The organism is Stutzerimonas stutzeri, assembly GCF_002909485.1.
Classification (GTDB): Bacteria; Pseudomonadota; Gammaproteobacteria; order Pseudomonadales; family Pseudomonadaceae; genus Stutzerimonas; species Stutzerimonas stutzeri_AH.
In genome coordinates this window covers 699,352-716,954 of sequence record NZ_PPXG01000001.1, presented here as the reverse complement: position 1 = coordinate 716,954, position 17,603 = coordinate 699,352, and the positions used below count along the sequence as shown (strand labels likewise).

At 59.5% G+C, this 17,603-nt stretch carries 14 protein-coding genes; 6 read left to right on the top strand and 8 right to left on the bottom strand.

Annotated elements, in window-relative coordinates:
• Positions 1-148 precede the first annotated feature (148 nt).
• On the top strand, positions 149-1,264 hold the full coding sequence (locus CXK91_RS03040) for an acyltransferase family protein (RefSeq protein WP_103454900.1): 1,116 nt from the start codon (positions 149-151) through the stop codon (positions 1,262-1,264).
• A gap of 6 nt (positions 1,265-1,270) precedes the next feature.
• On the opposite strand, the gene CXK91_RS03035 is transcribed toward CXK91_RS03040, so the two are convergent.
• Positions 1,271-1,597: a DUF5629 family protein gene (locus CXK91_RS03035; RefSeq protein ID WP_103454899.1), complete on the bottom strand. Its 327-nt coding sequence runs from the start codon at positions 1,595-1,597 to the stop codon at positions 1,271-1,273.
• Between the two features lie 255 nt (positions 1,598-1,852).
• Here CXK91_RS03035 and CXK91_RS03030 point away from each other — a divergent pair, with 255 nt between their 5' ends.
• Positions 1,853-3,622 (top strand): GGDEF and EAL domain-containing protein, encoded by a 1,770-nt coding sequence (locus CXK91_RS03030; protein WP_336439607.1) that lies wholly within the window; start codon positions 1,853-1,855, stop codon positions 3,620-3,622.
• Between the two features lie 120 nt (positions 3,623-3,742).
• Here the strand turns inward: CXK91_RS03030 and metH are convergent, their stop codons facing one another.
• Entirely contained in the window at positions 3,743-7,435 is a 3,693-nt protein-coding gene (metH, locus tag CXK91_RS03025) for a methionine synthase (protein WP_103454897.1), read from the bottom strand.
• Positions 7,436-7,598: 163 nt separating this feature from the next.
• Here metH and CXK91_RS03020 point away from each other — a divergent pair, with 163 nt between their 5' ends.
• From CXK91_RS03020 to CXK91_RS03005, 4 genes are all read left to right on the top strand, one after another.
• Positions 7,599-9,869, top strand: a complete 2,271-nt coding sequence (locus CXK91_RS03020; RefSeq protein ID WP_103454896.1) for a fatty acid cis/trans isomerase — start codon at positions 7,599-7,601, stop codon at positions 9,867-9,869.
• Positions 9,870-9,997: 128 nt separating this feature from the next.
• Positions 9,998-10,582 (top strand): Fe-S biogenesis protein NfuA, encoded by a 585-nt coding sequence (gene nfuA, locus CXK91_RS03015; RefSeq protein WP_003279779.1) that lies wholly within the window; start codon positions 9,998-10,000, stop codon positions 10,580-10,582.
• Positions 10,583-10,722: 140 nt separating this feature from the next.
• Positions 10,723-11,706, top strand: coding sequence for a response regulator (locus CXK91_RS03010; protein ID WP_103454895.1), 984 nt, complete (start codon positions 10,723-10,725; stop codon positions 11,704-11,706).
• A 2-nt stretch (positions 11,707-11,708) separates the two neighbouring features.
• The gene (locus CXK91_RS03005) at positions 11,709-12,665 is read left to right on the top strand and encodes a sensor domain-containing diguanylate cyclase (protein ID WP_103454894.1); all 957 of its coding nucleotides are present in this window, start codon (positions 11,709-11,711) and stop codon (positions 12,663-12,665) included.
• Here the strand turns inward: CXK91_RS03005 and CXK91_RS03000 are convergent.
• The 6 genes from CXK91_RS03000 to CXK91_RS02980 all read right to left on the bottom strand — a co-directional run bounded on the left by CXK91_RS03000 (position 12,646) and on the right by CXK91_RS02980 (position 17,582).
• A complete protein-coding gene (locus tag CXK91_RS03000) occupies positions 12,646-13,767 on the bottom strand; it encodes a DNA topoisomerase IB (protein WP_103454893.1) in 1,122 nt (373 codons plus the stop codon). The two genes, CXK91_RS03005 and CXK91_RS03000, sit on opposite strands and share 20 nt — an antisense overlap.
• 56 nt (positions 13,768-13,823) lie before the next feature.
• Entirely contained in the window at positions 13,824-13,988 is a 165-nt protein-coding gene (locus CXK91_RS22665; protein ID WP_003279774.1) for a hypothetical protein, read from the bottom strand.
• 97 nt (positions 13,989-14,085) lie between these two features.
• Positions 14,086-14,778: a DUF421 domain-containing protein gene (locus CXK91_RS02995; RefSeq protein WP_103454892.1), complete on the bottom strand. Its 693-nt coding sequence runs from the start codon at positions 14,776-14,778 to the stop codon at positions 14,086-14,088.
• A gap of 75 nt (positions 14,779-14,853) precedes the next feature.
• Entirely contained in the window at positions 14,854-15,135 is a 282-nt protein-coding gene (locus CXK91_RS02990; RefSeq protein WP_103454891.1) for a hypothetical protein, read from the bottom strand.
• Between the two features lie 140 nt (positions 15,136-15,275).
• On the bottom strand, positions 15,276-15,545 hold the full coding sequence (locus CXK91_RS02985) for a hypothetical protein (protein ID WP_003300411.1): 270 nt from the start codon (positions 15,543-15,545) through the stop codon (positions 15,276-15,278).
• Between the two features lie 402 nt (positions 15,546-15,947).
• Positions 15,948-17,582 carry a methyl-accepting chemotaxis protein gene (locus CXK91_RS02980; protein ID WP_103454890.1) on the bottom strand — a complete coding sequence of 545 codons (1,635 nt, stop codon included), beginning with the start codon at positions 17,580-17,582 and terminating at the stop codon, positions 15,948-15,950.
• Positions 17,583-17,603: the final 21 nt, after the last annotated feature.

Here is a 17,603-nt window from a genome sequence, read left to right as displayed (position 1 = left end):
GACGCCGGTATCGATTGGTCATGGTTGAGGCGAAGGCGCGGCGGGAAGCTGGCCAGGTGTTGAACAAAGCCCCGAGGTAATGGAATCGATCTGAATGACCCCAGGCAATGGCTGGTAGTCGCGGTGGCTTGCGAATATCGGACTGTTTATGAGTGATGCCGGAGCGCGGCACGGCAAGAATCGTAATATTCAATTTCTTCGTGGGCTGGCGATCGTGATGGTGCTGCTGGCCCATGCGTCGGTGATGTTGGTCGGCGCGGAGGCAGACTGGTGGGATGGCTTGCTGCAGCGCTTCCTGCCGGGTGTCGGGGTCGATCTGTTCTTTCTCATTTCCGGCTACCTGATGGGCGCGACCTTTCTGCGCAAGCAGCAGCGTTTCGATGCCGAGGCTGTGTACGCCTTCTACAAGAAGCGCATCCGCCGTGTGCTGCTGCCGACGTGGTTCTGGGCGGCCGTAGTATTGCTGTTCAGTGTCATCGAGCCGCCGCGTGGGGCGCCGGCTTACTCGCTGGATACGCTGCTCGGCGTGACGGCGAGCGCCGCGTTCTTTCTCGCCAATGTCTTTAACGGGCTGCACGAGACGGATTTCGGCTATTTCTGGTCGATCGCCCTGGAAGTGCAGTTCTACTTGCTGTTTCCGTTGCTGCTGCTACTGGGCAGGGCGTTCTGGCCGGCGGTGATCGGCATCGTGCTCTGGTTCAGCTTCGCCAATCCGTTCGCGCCCGAGTGGCTGTTCCGTGCGAACGGCCTGTTCATGGGGCTGCTGCTGTGGAAGCTGTCGTCGCTGGATCAGTTTCGCGTCGTTGAGCGAGACATCGAGGCGATGACCGCCACCAGCAAAGTGCTGGTGATCGGTCTGGCGGTGGTCTCGGCGAGCATTCTGGCCATCGCTCTGGAGCCGTACGCGTCGTTTCGTTGGGCGGTAACGACGCTGGTGTTGGCCGTGCCCTTCATGCTGGCGGTCTGTTCCAGCGAGCCGATTTTTGGCGCCTTGTCGCGCCCGCTGGAGGCAATCGGACAGGTATCGTTCTCGCTCTACCTGTGCCATATACCGGTTTGGCTGCTGTGCATGAGCTGGCTTGATGAGCAGCCGCTGTTGATGCGCGTGCCAGTTTGCATAGCGACGTCATTGGTCGTTGCGGCTCTGAGCTATCGCTATATCGAATTGCCGCTCATGGATGGTATGAAGTCAGCTGTATCCGCCGGGGAAAGCACAGCTTCGGCCTCTGCGCCAATCGTCGCCCGGGCCGGGCGACGCAGCTAGGAAGCGTTATTCGGCCTCGTCATCCCCGCCGATCGCACTGAGGCACTGCATTCGGTGCGGACCTTCCAGCAACCAGGTTTCGCCATCGGCCTGGAGCTGGGCTTCCATGATCTGGTTGTAGCTGAACTGCCATTGGCGGCGGGTACGGCCGTCGACCAGATCGATGGTCAGCAGCGTATCTTCGCTGGCGAACGGCTGATTGGCCTCGGCCGCGGCGTCGGCATCATCGAGCAGCGCTTCGTTCAGCGCGAATTGCCAAGCATGAAGATCGTCGATGATCAGCATGTCGGCGGCTTCAAGCTGGTCGAGCAGATAGGGCGTGTCAGCGGGCATGGCGGGTGGTCCTGAAGGATATGTTCTGTAAGGGCTGCTATTAAACGCCTGAAGGCGCCTGCCAGCCAGCAAGCCGAGCGCGGCTCCCTCGCGTCAACGGCGATCAATGGACATCAAGATGGGCAGGTCGCAGCCGATGAGCTGTTCACGCAATGCGTTACGACACCCGTCACCTCTACCTGGGCCAATCTGACGAGCCGGCTTGGCGAAGTCCTCGTGGTCCTTCGGGGTGAATCTCCTCGCGGCGCTTATGAAATGATGTCTGGAGTTGAACGCGCCATGACGCAATACGAGCAAGAAAGGCTATTCACCCTCAAGCAGTTGGATATCCTGGATACACCACCAAGCGAGAGCTTTGACAGGATAACGCGGATGGCGAGCCAGCTGTTCGACCTGCCAATAGCTGCGGTTTCGCTAACCGACAGTGATCGGCAGTGGTTCAAATCCCGCGTCGGGGTAGCGCACACCGAAATCCCGCGGTTCAAGGCCTGCTGCGGGGAAGTGGCGGACAGCTCTGGAATGCTGGTGATCAATGATCTGCTGGCCTCGCCGTACTATCGCGATAGTACGCTCGCGCATTCCGGGGTTCGCTTTTACGCCGGTGCGCCGCTGGTGACTCGGGAGGGCTACACGTTAGGTGCCATGTGTGTGCTGGGTACCGAGCCTCGTGACATCACCGATCATGAGCAAGCGGTGCTGCGCGATTTGGCATCCATGGTCATGGGCCAGATCGAGATGCAGCATGCCTATGGTCGCGTGGATCCATTGACCGGACTGGCCAACCGCAGCCAGTTCCTTGAGGACCTTGAGGACCTCGGTCGCGACCAGCCAGGCAAGGCGCTGTTCGCCTTTTTCACCGACCTGGTGGACATCGAGCAGATGATGTCCATTCAACGGGTAATGGGCCCTGCGTTTCTAGACAAGCAGATCAAGTCTGCCGTGATGCGCTTGCAGCGATCGCTGCACAAGGGCGTCAAGCTCTACAGCGTAAGCCCCTACCAATTCGTCCATGTCACGGAAGCGGCGAGTGAGGAGGCGGCGGTCGACATCGCCAGCGCATTACGCGTAAGTCTTGCTGCTGCTCCGGACGATTCCGGGCCATTGATGACCCGGCCTGTCGTAGGCGTAGCGCCTTTCCGCCTGGGCGAACGTCTGGGCGAGGATATTTTGCGCGTCGCACACTGCGCCAGTCAGGATGCTCGTCAGCTGGAAGCCGGCGTCGGGCTCTATTCGAGCGAGCTTGATGCTCGCTATCGACGACGCTTCGCCCTTCTGGACGATTTTCGCAGCGCGCTTACGGATGTAGGCCAGCTGCGCCTCGACTATCAGCCGCGGATTCATATGAAGACCGGGACGTGCGTCGGCGTTGAGGCGCTGATCCGCTGGACGCATCCGGTGCTGGGAAACGTTTCTCCAGCAGAATTCATTCCACTGATCGAGCAAACCAGAATGGCGCGACCGCTGACCAGATGGGTAGTCGCCCAGGCAGTGGAACAGGCAGCAAGATGGCAAAGCATCGGTCTGGAAGTCTGTATCTCGATCAACGTTACCGCGTTGAACCTCGAAGAAACGGATTTCGCCCAGAATCTGGTTGCAGCACTGGCCGAGCGCGGCCTGCCTTCGTCCGCCATAGAACTCGAGCTGACTGAAAGCGCGATGATCGGCAACAGCCCCGAAGCATCCACTCAGCTGGAAATTCTGCAAGCGGCAGGGATCAGCATTGCCATTGATGACTTTGGAACCGGCTATAGCAGCCTGTCCTATTTGCAGAAGATCACCGCTCAGGTAGTGAAGATCGACCGCTCGTTCATTTCGCTTCTTGACCAGCGTCCGCGTAGCCAGACGCTGGTCAAGGCGATGGTCGGCATGGCCCACGATTTGGGATACAGCGTTGTGGCCGAAGGCATCGAAGAACCTGAGGTTTACGATTTTCTGAAAGCCATCGGCTGTGATGAGGCCCAGGGCTATCTGCTCTCGAGGCCGCTACCTGTCGAAGCCTTCGAGCGGTGGCTGGCGCAGCGGTAAGAGCCGTGGAGCTATCGCTCACCGATCACGCCTCGCCGCATGGCCGGTCGGGCAGGCGGTCGATCCGCCTGCGGCCGTTGCGGCTTCGCTGCGCCGTAGCGTGCCGAAGGCACGCTAGCGTCAGTTGTCGTAGCCCAGGTTTGGCATCAGCCAGCGCTCGCTGATGGCGATGTCTTCGCCTTTGCGCCGGCTGTAGCTTTCCACCTGATCCTTGTCGATCTTGCCTACAGCGAAGTACTGCGCCTCCGGATGAGCGAAGTACCAACCGCTGACGGCCGCGGTAGGCAGCATGGCGTAGTGCTCGGTGAGCGTGACCTGGCTGATACCGTCGGCATCCAGCAGCTGGAACAGCGTGCCTTTTTCGGTGTGGTCCGGGCACGCGGGGTACCCCGGGGCAGGGCGGATGCCCTTGTACTGCTCGCGGATCAGCTCTTCGTTGCTCAGCTGCTCATCCTTGGCGTAGCCCCAGTACTGCTTGCGCACCTGTTGATGCAGCCACTCGGCGCAGGCTTCGGCGAGACGGTCTGCAAGCGCCTTGACCATGATCGAGTTGTAGTCGTCACCCTTGTCCTGATAGGCCTTTGCCAGCTCCTCGGCACCGATGCCGGCGGTGCAGATGAAGCCACCCACATAGTCTGTGATGCCGCTATCTTTCGGCGCGACGAAGTCGGCCAGGGAGAGGTTAGGCTTGGCGTCCGGCTTGATGATCTGCTGACGCAGATGGTGCAGGGTGGCCAGCTTTTCGCCGCCGTCGCCATACACTTCCAGATCATCGTCCTGCACCTGGTTGGCTGGCCAGAAGCCGAACACCGCGCGGGCGCGGATTAGCTTTTCATCAATCAGCTTGTTCAGCATCACCTGCGCATCGCTGAACAGCGAGGTGGCCGCTTCGCCGACCACTTCGTCCTCAAGGATGCGCGGATACTTCCCGGCCAGATCCCAGGCGATGAAGAACGGGGTCCAGTCGATGTACTCGGCCAGCGTGCGCAAGTCGATGTCCTCCAGCAACTGGCGACCGGTGAAGCTCGGCTTGACCGGCGTATAGCCAGCCCAGTCGAACTGTGGCTTGTTGGCGACTGCCTGGGCGTAGCTCAGTCGCTCGGTACGCGCGCTGCGGTTGGCGGTGCGCTCGCGGATCATGGCGTACTCTTCGCGGGTCTTCTCGACGAATGCCGGCTTGAGTTCCTTCGAGAGCAAAGTAGTGGCGACGCCCACTGCGCGCGAGGCGTCGGTTACATAGACCACGGCATCGTTGTTGTACTGCGGGTCGATCTTCACCGCGGTGTGCGCCTTGGAGGTGGTGGCGCCGCCGATCATCAGCGGCAGGCTGAAGCCCTGGCGCTGCATTTCCTTGGCGACGTGGACCATCTCGTCCAGCGACGGGGTTATCAGCCCGGACAGGCCGATGATGTCGCATTTCTCGGCGATAGCGGTCTGCAGAATTTTCTCCGCCGGCACCATCACGCCCATATCGACCACGTCGTAGCCGTTACAGCCGAGCACCACGCCGACGATGTTCTTGCCGATGTCGTGCACATCGCCTTTCACCGTGGCCATGAGGATCTTGCCCTTGGCCTCGGGCTTGTCGCCTTTTTCCGCTTCGATGAACGGGATCAGGTGTGCAACAGCCTGCTTCATCACGCGGGCGGACTTCACCACCTGCGGCAGGAACATCTTGCCGGCGCCAAACAGGTCACCGACCACGTTCATGCCGCTCATCAGCGGGCCTTCGATGACTTCAATGGGGCGCGCGCACTGCTGACGGTACTCCTCGGTGTCTTCGACGATGAAGGCAGTAATGCCTTTGACCAGTGCGTGTTCCAGCCGCTTGCCGACTGGCAGGCCACGCCATTCCTCGGTTTCGGCTTCCTTCACGGAGCCGTCGCCCTTGTACTTGTCAGCGAGCTCCAGCAAGCCTTCGGTGCCGTTGGCGCTGCGGTTGAGCACCACGTCCTCCACCGCGTCGCGCAGCTCCTTTGGAATCTCGTCGTAGATTTCCAGCTGACCGGCATTGACGATGCCCATGGTCAGGCCTGCCTTGATCGCATGGAACAGGAACACCGAGTGGATCGCTTCGCGCACCGGGTTGTTGCCGCGGAACGAGAACGACACGTTGGAGACGCCGCCCGAAGTCAGTGCATAGGGGAGGTTGTCGCGGATGTAGGCGCAGGCCTCGATGAAGTCGACTGCGTAGTTGTTGTGTTCCTCGATGCCGGTGGCGATTGCAAAGATGTTCGGGTCGAAGATGATGTCTTCCGGTGGGAAACCCACTTCGTTGACCAGGATGTCGTAGCTGCGTTTGCAGATCTCCCGCTTGCGCGCAGCGGTATCGGCCTGGCCCGCTTCATCGAAGGCCATTACGACCACGGCCGCGCCGTAGCGCTTGCACAGGTGAGCATGTTGCTTGAACTGCTCAACGCCTTCCTTCATGGAGATCGAGTTGACGATGCCCTTGCCCTGGATGCACTTCAGACCCGCTTCGATTACCTCCCATTTGGAGGAGTCGATCATGATCGGCACGCGGGAGATATCCGGTTCACCGGCGATCAGATTGAGGAAGGTGACCATGGCCGCCTTCGAATCCAACATGCCCTCGTCCATGTTGATGTCGATCACCTGCGCGCCGGCTTCGACCTGCTGCAGGGCGACTTCTAGCGCCTCGGTGTAGTTTTCCTCGCGGATCAGCCGGGCGAAGCGGGCGGAGCCGGTGATGTTGGTGCGCTCACCGACGTTGACGAACAGCGAGCTGCGGTCGATGGTGAACGGTTCCAGGCCCGAGAGCCGGCAGGCCTTGGGGATGTCTGGAATTGCTCGCGGCGGGTATTTGCCAACAGCTTCGGCAATGGCCTGGATGTGAGCAGGCGTGGTACCGCAGCAGCCCCCGATGATGTTGAGAAATCCCGACGCTGCAAATTCCTCGACCACCGCGGCCATTTCCGCCGGGGTTTCATCGTATTCGCCGAAGGCGTTCGGCAGACCCGCATTGGGATGCGCGGAGACGAAGGTTTCGGCCTTGCTGGAGAGTTCTTCCAGGTATGGGCGCAGGTCCTTGGCGCCCAGAGCACAGTTCAGGCCCACGGAGATCGGTTTGGCGTGGCGCACCGAGTTCCAGAATGCCTCGGTGGTCTGCCCGGACAGGGTGCGGCCGGAAGCGTCGGTGATGGTGCCGGAGATCATGATCGGCAGTTCGACACCTTGGTCCTCGAACACTTGCTGCACGGCGAAGATCGCCGCCTTGGCGTTCAGCGTGTCGAAGATGGTTTCGATCAGGATCAGATCGGCGCCGCCCTCGATCAGCCCGCGCGTGGCTTCGACATAGTTCTCCACCAGCAGGTCGAAAGTGACGTTGCGATAGCCCGGGTTGTTCACGTCGGGGGAGATGGAGCAGGTGCGGCTGGTCGGGCCGAGCACGCCAGCAACGAAGCGCGGACGGTCCGGTGTTTCCGCGGTCTTGGCATCGGCCACTTCACGGGCCAGGCGTGCGCCTTCGACGTTCAGCTCATACACCAGCGATTCCATGCCGTAGTCGGCCTGGGATACCTGGGTAGCGTTGAAGGTGTTGGTTTCGAGGATGTCTGCGCCGGCGTCGAGGTAGGCTTTCTCGATGGCCTGGATGATATCCGGGCGGCTCAGCAGCAGTAGATCGTTGTTGCCTTTGACGTCCTGCGGCCAGTCGGCGAAGCGCGCGCCACGGTAGTCCTCCTCCTCCAGTTTGTAGCTCTGGATCATGGTCCCCATGCCGCCGTCGAGAATCAGAATGCGCTCTTTGAGCGCTTGCTGAAGGGCCTGGAGACGGGAGCTGCGAGTGGACATGGGGACTACCTGAAAAAACGGGGACAAAAGAGCGCGAATGATAGCAAAGCTGCATGCTTTTTTAGCTTCTGCGCTTTTGCATGAATATTATTCAGGTTGCGTCGCGTTAGCGGTCCCCGGCCGAGGTGAATAGAATGCGCATTCATTTCCAGGCGTTCGTTTGATGTCTTTCCGTATCTGGCTCGGCTGCCTGCTGCTTCCTTTTACCGCGCTGCAAGCGGAAGTCCTTTATCAGCGCGATATCCAGCCGATCTTTACCGCCAAGTGCGTTGCTTGCCATGCCTGTTACGACTCGCCCTGCCAGCTCAATCTCGGCAGTGGCGAGGGAGCGTCGCGGGGCGCGCACAAACTGCCGGTGTACAACGGCGTTCGCGTGAAGGCTCAGCCTCCGACCCGGTTATTTCTCGATGCCGATGGCGACTCGGCCTGGCGGCGCAAAGGCTTCAGCTCGGTACTCGATGCCCAGGGGAGCCAGGCTGCACTGATGGCACGAATGCTGGAGCTCGGTCGCAGCCAGCCGCTGACGCCCAATGCCAAGCTGCCACCGGGGCTGGACATAGGCATCGGTCGGGAAAACACCTGCCCGCTACCAGAAGAGTTCGACCGCTACGCACGGCGCAATGCCCATGGCGGCATGCCCTTCGCTGTAACCGGGCTAAGCGATGAAGAGTACGCGCTCGTGCAACGCTGGCTTGAGCAGGGCGCAGCAGTCGAGCCTAGGCTGCTTGAGCCATCGGCGGCCGAGGTGTCCCAGATCAGCGAATGGGAGCGGTTGCTCAATACACCGGGTGCGCGCGGCAATCTGGTTGGCCGCTGGCTGTATGAACACCTCTTTATCGCGCACCTTTATTTCGAAGGGGCTGAAGGCGGGCATTTCTACCAGCTGGTTCGTTCGCGTACGCCCAGCGGGCAGCCGGTCGATGTGATCGCAACACGTCGTCCCAATGACGATCCGGGTACTCATTTCAGCTATCGGCTGCGCCCAATCACGGATGTGATCGTGCACAAGACGCACATCACCTACCCGCTGAGCGAGGCGAAGCTGGCTCGGGTCCGATCGCTGTTCTTCGAGGGCGACTGGGCGCCCGACTACATCCCGGGATACGGCGCCGTTCACCGGGCCAACCCCTTCAGGGCATTTCAGGCCATCCCCGCCGAGGCGCGATACCAGTTCATGCTGGATAACGCCGAGTACTTCGTGCGCACCTTCATCCGTGGGCCGGTCTGTCGCGGGCAGATCGCTACCGACGTGATTCGCGACAATTTCTGGGTGTTCTTCCAGGACCCAGCGCATGACTTGTATGTAACAGATCGCCGCTACCGCGAGCAGACAACGCCGCTGCTGGCGATGCCGGGACAGTTCGATGAGATGGGTAGTCTGCTGGCGTTCTGGAACACCTATCGTGCGAAACGCAACCAGTACGAACAGTCGCGCACGCAGGCCTACGCGAACAGACCTGCGGACTGGGAGCAGATCTGGTCCGGCAATGACAATGCCTTGCTGACCATCTTCCGCCAACATGACAGTGCGTCCGTGCGCAAGGGCCTCATTGGAGAGATACCGCAGACGCTCTGGTGGATGGACTATCCGCTGCTCGAGCGCACCTATTATCAGCTGGTGGTCAACTTCGACGTGTTCGGCAACGTGTCCCATCAAGGTCAGACGCGGCTGTACTTTGACCTGATCCGAAACGGTGCCGAGCTGAATTTCCTGCGGCTGCTGCCAGCGCCGTCCCGGCAGGTCATTCTCGACAGCTGGTACGAGAAGGGTGGACAGCTGAAGCTCCTGTTGGCCTACACATCTATCGACAATTCGACCCCCTCGCTGCTGGCGCTGAACAAGGCTGATCCCAAGGGTGCATTTGCCGGGCAGATGCTGGCTCGGTACGCCGGCATCAATGCCGCGCCTGATCCGATCAATCGCTGCCAGGGCACTCGTTGCTATCGGGCAGAGCAGCCATTGGCTCTGCAAAAGGCCGAGCAGGCCCTCAGCCGGCTGACTAACCGGCTCGCGGGTGTATTGCCGATAATCCAGCAGCTTCCAGAGGCCACACTGCTGCGAATTGAATATGACACTGAGCGACGTGAGATATACAGCCTGCTGCGCAACCGCGCTCATAGCAATGTGGCGTTCATGTACGGCGAGGCGCTGCGCTGGCAGCCGAGGCTGGACACCCTGACGGTCTATCCAGGCATCTTGAGTAGTTACCCTAACTTCATCTTCAATCTACAGGCGGCAGAGGTCCCGGCGTTCGTCTCAGCAATGGAGCGGGTGAATGATCGCGCCGATCTGGATCGTCTGGTCGAGCGCTGGGGTGTGCGGCGCAGCCATCCCGATTTCTGGCATTACTTCAGTGATCTGAAGCGATACCTTGAAGAAACCACGCCGGTAGAGGCGGGTGTTTTCGATATGAATCGCTATGAGAATCTGTGACGGCAGGGCGCATTCAGCCTGAGTCACAGTGAATGGAGCATGCCAGTCGTTAACCTGACTAAAATACTAGGACTTAACCGCGGCAGAGGATTGGCGTACACTGCCGCGCATGTCTGCGAGGAGTCCTCATGAGCGCGATCACTATTACCGAAGCTGCACACGATTATCTGGCCGATCTGCTCGAAAAGCAGAACACCACCGGCATCGGCATTCGTATCTTCATCACCCAGCCGGGCACGCCTTATGCCGAAACCTGCATCGCTTACTGCAAGCCGGGTGAAGAGAAGCCAGATGACATCGCTCTGGCGCTCAAAAGCTTCACGGCCTGGATCGACGGTACCAGCGAACCCTTTCTGGAGGACGCGCTGGTCGACTACGCAACCGACCGTATGGGCGGCCAACTGACCATCAAGGCGCCGAACGCGAAGGTGCCCATGGTCAATGAAGACAGCCCGTTGAACGAGCGCATCAACTATTACTTGCAGACCGAGATCAATCCCGGGCTGGCCAGTCATGGCGGGCAGGTCACGCTGATCGACGTGGTAGAGGAAGGCATTGCCGTGCTGCAGTTCGGTGGCGGTTGCCAGGGTTGTGGACAGGCTGATGTCACGCTCCGAGAGGGTATCGAGAAAACCTTGTTGGCTCGCATCCCAGAGCTCAAGGGTGTGCGTGACGTGACCGACCACACCAATCGCGAAAACGCCTATTACTGATTCCTGAAGGGCCGCTGTGCGGCCGTTCGGCAGTTTTTAAGGTGTAATGCCACTATTTTGCCTTCATTGCGCGCACAGCGCGCCTGTCCTGCGATAAGCTCTCGTGCCTGGATTGATCAGGCAACGAGAGCTCGCACCACATGTCTGCCATTTCCCTACTGATCTGCGATGACTCCGCGCTGGCGCGCAAGCAGCTTTTGCACACGTTGCCAGCCGGCTGGCCGGTTATCGTCAGTCAGGCGGCCACTGGGCTAGAGGCTCTGGAGCGCATTCGTGAGGGCGATGTCGACGTTCTGTTACTCGATCTCACCATGCCGGAGCTGGATGGTTATCAGGTACTCGCGCAGCTGAGTGAAGAACAACTGCACTGCAAAACCATCGTAATCTCCGCCGACGTTCAGGATGAGGCGGTGCGGCGCGTATTGGCACTCGGCGCGCTGGCCTTCATCAAGAAACCTGCTGACCCTGTACACCTGCATCAGACGTTAGCCAGTCTCGGGCTGCTAGATGGTGTCTCGCCGCTGATACAGCGCGTTGCGGGCGAGCGGATCAGCTTTCGCGATACCTTCCGTGAGGTCGTCAACATCGCCATGGGCAGGGCGGCGGCACTGCTGGCGCGGGTGCTTGGGGTATTCATTCAGCTGCCAATTCCCAACGTCAATATCTTGGAAGCCGGCGAGTTGCACATGGCGCTTGCCGATGCTGCGCGTGGCGAAAAGCTGACCGCCGTATGCCAAGGCTATATCGGCGGCGGTATTGCCGGCGAAGCGTTGCTTCTTTTCCATGATTCGGAAGTTGCGGACATGGCGCGGCTGATGCGGCGTCAGGACTATCTGGAGATGGAAATGCTCTTGGACCTGTCCAGTCTGCTGATCAGCGCCTGTCTAAGCGGAATCGCCGAGCAAATCGATGTAGTGTTCTCCCAGGGGCACCCGCAGGTGCTAGGGCAGCATGCCTCAATCGAGGAGCTGATACGGGTTAACAGTGGTAGGTGGAAGAAGATGCTGGCTGTTGAAATCAGCTACAGCCTGGAAGGGCACGACATCCACTTTGACCTGTTGCTGCTGTTCACGGAAGATTCGGTTGAGCTTCTGACGCGCAAGCTCTCCCACCTAATGGATTGAGCATGAGCAATTCTGCCGAGCTGAACGAGCTTCATTGGTTACTGGCCATCGTACAGAGCATCGATGTGGGTGTCGTTGTTCTGGACCGCGACTACCGTGTCGAGGTCTGGAACACCTTCATGGAAAACCGCTCCGGTGTGCAGCCGGAGAACGCGCGTAATCGAACGTTTTTCTCGCTCTTTCCCGAGGTGGACGAGGACTGGTTTCGCCGCAAGGTTGAAAGCGTCATGACCCTTGGTACGCCGTCATTCACCATCTGGGAACAGCGACCGTATCTATTGCGTTTCAAGAACTACCAGCCTATCACCGGGCTGGAAGATTTCATGTATCAGAACACCACGTTATTGCCCCTCAAGGGCATCAACGGCAGCATTGATCAGGTTTGTCTGATCATCTACGACGTCACTGATGTCGCGGTCAACCGCCGCCAGCTGCAGTCGGCGAACGCGGAGCTGCAACGCCTTTCCAGTACGGATCGGTTGACCGGGTTGTACAACCGCGGGCACTGGGAAGAGATGCTGAGGCTGGACTATGCTCGTCATCGTCGCTACGACAGCCAAGCTGCACTGGTCATGTTCGATATCGACCATTTCAAGACGATCAATGACACCTACGGACATCAGGTGGGCGACAGTGTGATCCAGGAAGTTGCGGACCTGATTCGCGAGAACTTAAGGGATTCGGACGTAGCGGGGCGTTATGGCGGTGAGGAGTTCGTCGTGCTGCTGCCTGACACCGACAAGGCAGGCGCGCTGACATTTGCCGAGAGGCTAAGGCATGCAGTCGAAAGCCGCGAGGTTCAGCATGAGCAACATCGCATTCGCTTCACTATCAGTCTTGGCGTTGCCGATCTCAGCGTGCCCACCAGCAGCCATGCCCAACTGATCGAATGGGCCGACTCCGCGCTCTACGCCTCGAAAGCCGGCGGCCGCAATCGGGTTACGCTGCATCAGAACTAACTTCAGCTTGCCCCCTCCTTAGAAAAGCCAGGAGCGCCACTTCTTCGGCGCTGAGCCATTTGCGCTTGCGTGCTGCGCGCAGGTTGCTCAGTTCACCCTCATTGAAAGCCTGCAGAATTGCCGGGTGTATGTAGCACTGGCGGCAGACGGCGGGCGTGTTGCCCAGCTGACTGGCGACCTGTTTGACAGTCTCTACGAGATTCTGCCGAGCCTTACTCTGCGGTGATGCCTCAAGCTTACGCAGGCGCTGTAATGCCAATGCGCTGCCAGCCCAGGTGCGGTAATCCTTGGCGGTGAAATCGCGGCCGGTCATTTCCCGCAGATAAAGGTTCACGTCATTGGAACTGACGGCTCGGCGCTGACCATCTTCATCCAGGTACTGAAACAGGTGTTGGCCCGGCAGTTCCATGCAGCGCCGCATGAGTCTGGCCAAGCGGCGGTCGCGCAAGGTGACTTCGTGCTCCACGCCACTCTTGCCTCGAAACTGAAAGCGGATCGAGGCACCTCGTACGTCGACATGGCGGGTACGCAGGGTGGTCAGTCCGTAGGATCGATTGTCCCGTGCGTAACGCGGGTTGCCGATGCGGATCAAAGTGGATTCGAGCAGCATGACCACCAGTGCCATGACTTTCTCGCGCGACATTCCCGGGCGCGCTAAGTGCTTTTCCAGATTGCTGCGCAGTTTGGGTAGAGCCTCGCCGAACTCAAGCATGCGTTCGTACTTATCGCTGTCACGGATTTCACGCCAGCGGGCGTGATAGCGGTATTGCTTGCGACCGCGGGCGTCCCGGCCTGTGGCTTGAAGATGGCCCTGAGGGTCGGGGCAGATCCACACATCCCGGTAAGCTGGTGGAATTGCCAGCTTGTTGATGCGGCGTATCTCATCTTCGTCGCGAATACGCTCGCCGTTTGGTTCGAAGTAGACGAACTTGCCGCGTTGTTGCTTGCGGCGGATGCCGGGCTGAGAATCATCGACATAATGAAGATCAGGCGGCAGAGCAGGGCACAGCAGGGTGCCGGTGTCGTTGGCTTCGTCGGCAGGAATAGAGCGTGCGCCCTCCGCCATTGGCGGGGGAGCGTCCATCAGGGGTTCGTTGCGCATAAGCGGCAGATTCCACGAAGGCCCCGCCATCAGCTCAGGCGGGGCTGCCGATAGGGTTAGTTATCCTTCTCGGCACTGTTGCGCATTAGCAGGCGAATGGCAGCGACCAGTTCGTCGATAGCTTCGCGATACAGCTCAGGTTTGCCCTCCGTTTCGGCTTGGTCGGCATGTTTGCGCGCCGTGTCGAGGTGGTCGTGGATCGATGAATAGTCGCCAAGCATGGGATGGTCCTCCTGCTGATCAAAAATAGGCAACGGCGCATGTTCAAGCCGCCTTTAATAACTGACCGGCGGCAGTAGCGGCGGTTCGTACCGTGTATCAGCGAGCGCGAAGTGTGGATAGCGCCTTGGACCAGGTCGGGTTGGAGCATCGCGGGCACTGTTGCATTTGTTGGCTTTCGAGCGCCTGGGGGAAGCCGCAGCGGCTACAGGCGTACATGCCTGCAGCCGGGATTTGGCTGAATTCGGGCCTATATTCCGTAGGCAGCACGGAAAGCCCTGGGCGGACCGCCTCGGGTTCATGAAAGAACAGGCTGACGTTACCGTCGTTTTCCAGAATGCCGAGCCTGATCTGCCCAAGGTGCTCGACCCCTTGCTGACGGAGCTCCATGAAGAACTCGTCAGCAGAGATATTCAGATTATCGAGACTACGCAACTCATAGATGCCGTCACGGATGATCGTGACCGGCTTGCCTTCAAGCCAGGCGCCGAATCGCGGGCTTCGGTTCATGAAGAATACGGTAAGGCGGTAAAGGCCCAGCAGCGTGACGAACACCGCGGCGACCGGCAGCAGCGGCACATCGTGGTAAAACGACACGTCGCCCGCGGCAGAGCCGAGGGTCAGGATGATCACCAGCTCGAACACCGAAAGCTGGCGGATACCACGGCGCCCGCTGACCTTCAGAAAAACGAACACCGCCACGAACGCGAGCAGAGCCCGCAGCCCAACCTCGGCAACGAACATCAATGGAAACTCGTCCAGAAGCATGCGCTGCAGGTCGAACGGAGTCATTAGCTAGGATCCTTCCAAATACTGGAGTGCTGGCTGATGCCAAGGGCCAGCCAGTGAGCTGGCTGGCGGAGGCCGTCAGCCAGCCGGTGCTACGTCGAACTCGAGGTCTATGCCGTCGCCGCTGCCATCTCCTACCACCGAGCCGACTGCGGGCCTCCTGGTGACGTGCCGGCCTTCATAGAACTCTCTCAGCTGCCGCTCCGCAACCTCGCTGATGTGGTCTATCAGACCTGGCATCTGGGCGTCTCTTGGCACGATGAATTTCAAGGTCACGTGAAGAGCATCCTGCCCCTGAGGAAGATCGGCGAGCCCGCAGCTCTGCCGCTGGTCGTTGACATACGCTTCTGCACCTTTCATAAACTTCTCCTGCTTTGCCAGTTGGAATTGAGACCGTTAAACAGGCGAATGGATCACTCAAGAAAGGCGGGTGGGAGTAAATCCCAGGCATAAAAAAGGCCCGTAGCACAGCTGCAGGCCTTTGTTCGAGCAACCCACGGTTACTCGGGCATGTGCCACGGCGACAAATGAGCGCCATCGCGGCTTAGTTGCGCGCGAGTCTGTTCCAGAGTTTCGCCGAGCTTCACAGGATCGGTGAATACGCTGCTGGACATCTTGCAGCGGCCGAGCAGGCGCGCTTCATCGCGATCGACGACGGTGATGCTGACTTCACCGTTTCCTTCGGGCAGCGTCCAGGCGACACACTGGAATGGTTTGAAAGCGCGGTCGGTGATCAAAAGGGCTTCATTGATACGCAGCGGGGTGTGCATGGGGCATGTCTCTCTGTGTGATACCCAAAATACCTGCAGCCAAGCTCGTTGGCGTTGGCCTTACATTGCAGTTGATGTACCCAGAGGACTGGCGAGTCACATGCGAGTTCGAAAAAATTTGAAGGCCTTTGCAATTAGCCAAAAGTATAAGCTTGACGCTCAGAATTTCCGGATTAGGAAGTTAGAGCTAACTCCCTGTAAATCTTGGAAAACTTTTAGCTTTCTAAATTTGCCGGACAGGTGGCTGGTCGAACGTGGGGAAATCCGATGCGACAACCTGTCGCGATGAAATAACAGGGTATCTTGTGAGCGACTTGCTTCGCCCTGGTGCAAAGCAGGGGGCAGGTGCTTTGTATAAGTGCCTGCAGCCCACCGCAAGCTCGGTGGGCCGTAGGCCAAGCTTCAGACCTTGAACTGGCTGAGCAGACGATTGAGCTGATCGGCCAGCTCGCCGAGCCGCTTACCGGCTTCGCTGGACTGTTCTGCAGCCAGCGTACTCTCCTGGGCCAGCCCCGCCGCTTGAGTCACGTTTTGATTGATGTCCTCAACCACGTGAGACTGCTGCAGCGTTGCGCTGGCAATCGACGCATTCAGGCCGGAGAGGTTGCGCAGCGCCTGGGCGATTTCACTGAGGCTGGCACCAGCCTGGCTCGCCTGTTCCACGGTGAGCTGGGAGGCGCGGTTGCTCTCCATGATGACGCTCACCGCGGCGCCTGAATTCTTCTGCAGCCGCTCGATCATGCTGTGAATTTCGGCGGTCGATTGCTGTGTACGCTGTGCCAGCAGTCGGACCTCATCGGCTACCACTGCGAAGCCCCGGCCTTGCTCGCCGGCTCGCGCGGCTTCGATCGCCGCATTGAGCGCCAGAAGGTTGGTCTGATCGGCGATCGAGCCGATCACTTCGAGTACCGAGCCGATCTTGGTGGTTTCGTCCGCCAGCGATTGAATTACCTCCACCGCCTTGCCGATGGTAGTGGAAAGCTCGTCGATCTGATGCAGGCTCGCCTCGATGTTTCGTTGCCCTTGGCCCGCCTGATTCTCGGCGGTACCGACCTCGCTGGACGCATGTTCGGCGTTCTTCGCCACTTCCTGTACAGCGTAGGTGACTTCATTGACAGCTGTGGCCACCTGCTCCATCTGAAGCATCTGCTGCTGGCTTTGTTCGTGAGCCTGGCCAGACAGCTGGCTGAGCGAGCGCGAGGACTGGTCCAGTGCCCCTGCAGTTTCGAACAGCTGGCCGACCACCGCGCGCAGTTTCTGCGTGAACCGGTTGAAATCACGCCCAAGGGTGCTTAGCTCGTCATTGCCAGCCACGTCCAGCGTGCGGGTCAGGTCGGCTTCACCGCTGGCGATGTTCGCCATGGCGGCCATGGTGTGGCGAAGCGGGCGGACGATACTGCGGATCAGGATGGCGACCAGCACCGCCATGATCGCTGAGATGACCAGGCCGATCAGAGAGAATCGGGTGACGTAATTCCAGAACTCCTGCTCGACATCGTCGACGTAGATGCCCGAGCCGATAATCCAGCCCCAAGGTTTGAACAGTTGCACGTAGGAGATCTTCGGAACTGGGTCTTCCGCACCGGGCTTGGCCCACATGTAGTCGACCAGGCCGGCACCGTCGCGTTGGGCGATCTTGACCATCTCGTTAAACAGCTCTTTGCCTTCCGGGTCCTTGATCTTCGACAGATCCTGGCCGTCGAGCTTCGGCTGCATCGGGTGCATGATCATTGTCGGACCGAGATCGTTGATCCAGAAGTAGTCCTGGCCGTCGTAGCGCAGTACCCGGATTTGCTCGATCGCCGCCTGCTGAGCCTCGGCGGTAGTCATGGCGCCGGTGGTTTCGAGCTTCCGATAGTGTTCGAAGACGCCCGCGGCTGCTTCCACGATATTGCGCGTCGCCTCCTGTTTGCCTTGGTACAAATCAGAGCGGACCTGCTGAATCATCAGGATACCGAGGATGAACAGCATGACGACGGCTACCACCGGGATTAGCCAGAGACGCTTGCTGATGGGGATGTTGCGCAGCAGATTCATGGATACGGCTCCTAATTTGTC